This window comes from Microcoleus sp. Pol10D4, from assembly GCF_036701555.1.
Lineage (GTDB): Bacteria > Cyanobacteriota > Cyanobacteriia > Cyanobacteriales > Microcoleaceae > Microcoleus.
This window is the reverse complement of sequence record NZ_JAUBRA010000145.1, coordinates 1-4197: the sequence shown is the minus strand read 5'-3', so window position 1 is coordinate 4197 and position 4197 is coordinate 1. Positions and strand designations below refer to the sequence as shown.

Sequence of the window (4197 nt, the reverse complement as noted above, 5' to 3'; positions counted from 1 at the left end):
GGCTCAGATTCATTGATATTTTCCTCGCTTTTTTTTACTATAGCATTTTCTGTACTCTTTGAGCGGGAAAGGAGTAGAACAGTATATCAAAGACGCTGATAAAGTTGAGGGAGACTATCTGGTTAACTATCAGGAGACTAAGATTAATTATAAAGATGTGTTTTCGCGATCGGAAGCCTTAGATGCCCTGCCCATCATTCCAATTATAGCAGGTAATCTTGGAGAAACGACAGATAACTCTGGAGGCGATCGCCAATTTGTGTTTGGTTTAAAACTAAAGTTGGGCAATCCAGTTCCATCCCACGGCGCAGATAGCGTATTAGACTACAATCTCAGTCTACTAAATCCTGACAGCCCGGAACACTTAGCCGCATTAGAGGAACCAGCCTCTCACGAAACCTTCTTTCTCAAGGTACTAAAAATAGCATTTTTATACTATTTTGTATTTGCTTCTAACAGCAATCCCCTAGATCCAAATTACAACGCAGAATCTGAACTTGATTACGATCCGATAGCCAATTTCGATCGCAAAGTATTTCCCGTACTCAATGAATCTAACGAAGATGCGAAAATAGAGCTATTTCGCAATTTTATTAAAGGATTTGAGAAGTTTAATATTAAGGCAAAAATTAACACCATTAAAGCTTTTTTAAAAAACTTCATTAAGACAAAAACTATTTTGCATACCCGCACAGAAGCACGACACATCTTAATTGAAACAGGCCTCCTCAGAAAAGTAAATAATACTTTGACAACGGGTAAATTTTTCAAAGAAGTAGTGCAGCGCAATCCGAAGGAAACGCTTCAGTATATTTCCGTGGGACAGCCGAATGTCAGCCCAGAAGCTATTTGTCAATTGCCAGTCAATATTACCATTGAAGATATTCGCTATTTCTCAACGGATGAATCCCAAAGTTTTAGCATGGAATATAACATCAAAGGTATCCAGGCTTTGCCTATACTTTCGGTTCCGAATGCCAAGCGTTCTCAAGAAATTTTAAATGAAAATTTTAAGGGAAAATTAGTTGTGTTTCCCTACGAATACCGACGCTTAGATAGCCAAGGAGGTTTGAAACAAGAAGCAGCTTTTGTTTACAAGTTTGCGGTTTTGCTGCTGTCGTATATTTGCTTGCGAATCTTGTTAAAAAAATTACCAAATAATACATTCGTGCCGATAGTGAGAATTCACGAAGGCGACCACGCTCATCCTTTCCCTTCGGAAAAATTTATGGGGCATCTTTCCAAAACATTATCTCACATTTTGAGTGAAAATCACCGAACAAACTCCCAGGGATTCCGTATCAGGGGCACTTTGAGTGCTTTTAAAATCAGAAACGGTTTGAGTTCGCTGTATTCAATACTTCCTAAAAAGTTTCGATTTAACAACCTACAGCTATCTCCAGAATTGGAGAATTTAGCGATTATTGCAGTATCTACAAGAGACAGCGACGCGAGAAAAGGTAGGGGCGATAATCGCGCATCAAGAAAAGCCTGTTTGCTGGGCGAAGTTACCGGAATTAGGCGCTACGAAGACGGAACTATTCAAGTCGGATTGCTGAAAACTTTCTCCGCAAATTATAGCCTTGAGCATCTTTATACTCAGCCATCAATTCTCGAAGATATTGTCAGCCAGTTATACAAGCGAGGATATCGAAATTTTCTGTATATCTCGCAAGCACCTTATATGAGTACGCTGCACATTACTCAAAATGATGAAGACGAGAAATTGTTTTTCATGTCGAAAGATATCATCCGCACCTTGAAAGGAGAGCGACAAGATATTAGAATTTATCCGGTATTCCTTGATAAATACTACGTTTACAGTCCCCAACAGCATCGGGGAGAATCTTTTTATATTCAAGATACAGCGGAACTTGCTAACTTATTTACAGATCCGAGCAAGCAAGCCGCGATGTTTTTCAATCTGTTTAATGGGATTAAAGTAGAACAAGTGGAAAAAAATTTTTACAATGGGGTAATTTCTTATTCGACACTGTTGAATATTTACGAGGGAATTATCGACGATCAAAATATTCGCCAAGGCTTGATTTATGATAGTGAGATTAAAGATACTTTATTGCACTATTTGACACTTTTTCACTTTTCTAAGTACGAAGCACGCCAACAAATTAGCTTGAAACTCGATCCGTTCGATCGCATTATTGGCGAGTCATCCGTTGGTGCTTTATCTGAATTTACTCACGCGGGTGGAAGTGCTACTTTTAATTCGTTGGCATTTTTGAACAAGGTAAGAGAAGTGTTAAATGTAGCCGATTGAGGTCTAAAATAATGATAGCAGCAAACTTCGGTCGCCTCTTTGAAGTTGGATTTAATATTGGGATTCTGACTTGCATTCAGCAGCAAAAAATCTCTCACAATTTCGGCGATTCTTACCGCCTAGATTTGCAGCAGATTGAGTTTTCCAAGATGGTAACAGAAATTATCAATTCGCATAACATTCCAAGCGGTTTGAACATTAAAATAGTTAAAAAATGGAGCTTATTTTATCTACAAAAAGGCTTTTTGGGCGGCTTAAATTTTTTCCGGGAGTACCTGAAAGCTATTGGTGGAAAACCACAGCATTTAAAAATTTTGTACTATCAGTGCAGTTTTACTAAAACTAACAGCATTGGAACTTATGCTAAAAAGGATGAAGAAGGTTTTAAAGAAGTTTTACTGCAACTCAAATCCCTGAAACCTAGTTTATCAACTTCTGATATTAATTTGTACATCAATCGCTACTCAAAAACGGGTGAATTCCTGTGGGCGGATACGCTTTTGCTGCTACAGAAAGGTAAGAATTTTAGAATTTTGTGTGTTGATTTGTCTGTGTTTTCTCCGGCTGCTACTGAAGTGCCTGATTTACATGAAGTTGAGGTGATGCGGAAACTGTTGGGGAGAGAAATTAGCTATTTGCGCTCGAAAAGTGTGTTTTCTAATTTGGGAATTGATACCAGCACTTTAGGAATTGATTTTTCACAAGAGTTGCAAGACTATTTTAAAGCTTTTAATTATCATGATAAGGAAACCACTAAGTTAATTCAAGCGGGTAGCTACACTCACAGTTTCTATAATTTTTTGCAGAAAACAGGTATACTTTCAAGCAATGCTGAGGTATTGTTTAATGTAGTCGGTTATAGCGATCGCACTATTAATGCCATTTCCATTAATAAAGACAAAATTAACTTTTTGTCAACTTGTTCACAAATCTACCAAAATAAAGATACATATAAAGATATTAGCATTGCTCGGAGCGAAGTTTTCAAAATTATCCAAATCAACGCGGCTCACAGTTTTAAAGAAGGCAGGAAGTTTGTTGATGATTTGTTAGCAATCGGGAAAGATGCTAGTTTTATACCTCATACTGAGCGGATTGAGGGTTTTGCTAATTCCATCGATATTATATCAGATCAACTGGCAGATGATTTGCAAGTCGATCGCGGATCGCATCTGAGAAATGCTCACGCTGAATTAATTGTCAAAGCACTGGAATCTGATGAAACTTACGTTTTTCTGACTGGGAATCCGGGAATAGGTAAAACAACTGCGATCGCCCAATTTCTCAAAAATCATATTAACGACGGTTTCCTATTTTTCTACGTCAGTCCCCGCAAGCAAGTAAACTTAGATATTATCGAGAAATTCAAAGACAAAACAACAGGATTGCTGTGCGACAATCGCCTTTTTTCTATTAACACAAACTCTGATATTATTGCCAGCAATGGGGGACGGCGTACCATTAAGTACCAATCAAATAATCGCAATGACAATTTTACAGAAAAAACAGTTCGTTTCCTCAAAGACAATCCAGAAAATCAGAGAAGAGAATATCACCAGCGGCAAATTGAAAGAAAAGGGGAAACCGTACTTCAACCAACCAATATCAAAACTCTGGGAGTGCTAAACAGCACTTGCGATGCAGTTTATGCCCTGATTAATAATGGTGAAATTTCTAATAATATTATCGCCACGGTTTCTATCCAGTCTTTGAAAGCAACTGAAAACGGAGAAAATACTCTAAAACACTTTGCAAATATATTTCAAGATGTTGTCAATAAACGGACAGGAAAAGTTGTTTCTGCTAAGATGCAGGAAATATCCCGCAGGATTCAACACTTATTTAAGTAGTCAGACACAATTAATTACACAAATACATAGTAGAATGATATTTCCGGCAAAATTATGAGTTAATTACAG

General features: G+C 37.6%; 2 protein-coding genes. Both read left to right on the top strand.

Going from position 1 to position 4197, the window contains the following annotated elements; translation table 11 throughout:
* The first annotated feature begins 58 nt into the window (after positions 1 to 58).
* Positions 59 to 2278, top strand: a complete 2220-nt coding sequence (locus QUA36_RS30845) for a hypothetical protein (protein WP_333460118.1) — start codon at positions 59 to 61, stop codon at positions 2276 to 2278.
* Positions 2279 to 2289: 11 nt separating this feature from the next.
* Positions 2290 to 4128 (top strand): hypothetical protein, encoded by a 1839-nt coding sequence (locus QUA36_RS30840; protein WP_333460117.1) that lies wholly within the window; start codon positions 2290 to 2292, stop codon positions 4126 to 4128.
* The last annotated feature ends 69 nt before the right edge of the window (positions 4129 to 4197 follow it).

What these genes read in the sequence shown, in the direction of transcription:
- QUA36_RS30840 (WP_333460117.1), top strand. Translation starts at nt 2,290, where the DNA reads ATGATAGCAGCAAACTTCGGTCGCCTCTTTGAAGTTGGATTTAATATT.